Annotated in this window: 1 pseudogene; it reads left to right on the forward strand. The window is 54.2% G+C overall.

Features of this window, described 5'->3' with window-relative positions:
* Positions 1 to 312 (forward strand): annotated as a pseudogene (locus tag B4F73_RS05445) (hypothetical protein); the annotation flags it as partial.
* Between the last annotated feature and the right edge of the window lie 68 nt (positions 313 to 380).

Here is a 380-nt window from a genome sequence, read left to right on the forward strand (position 1 = left end):
AGCCAGCGGAAGCGGCGAACGCTGATTGATCCATATTGGCCCCTGCAGCGACATGAGGTTCACGAACCATTGGCGCTCGCTCGTGCGCGTGTAACGCGCGTGCTGACGCTTGAAGAATACATCAAGGCCATATCCAAAGCTGAATTGATGGCTATCCTGAATTCCTCACAGGATCTTGAAAGCATCAGTTTCAGGTTCGCCGTTGCCGGGCGGGTCGCAGGGGATGTCTCTGCTTATGAAAGACTGATGTCCAGCGAGCGAGCAGGCGGGCGTACGACAACCTCCAGCGGAGGACAGCGAAGTGGCACCTGACTTCTCTATTTTGGAAGTGTCATTTAAGCGCTGTTGAGATGAACTTCCTGATCGCATGTAGCGATTCC

Source organism: Hyphomonas sp. UBA3601 (assembly GCF_002375605.1).
In the GTDB taxonomy this organism is placed as follows: domain Bacteria; phylum Pseudomonadota; class Alphaproteobacteria; order Caulobacterales; family Hyphomonadaceae; genus Hyphomonas.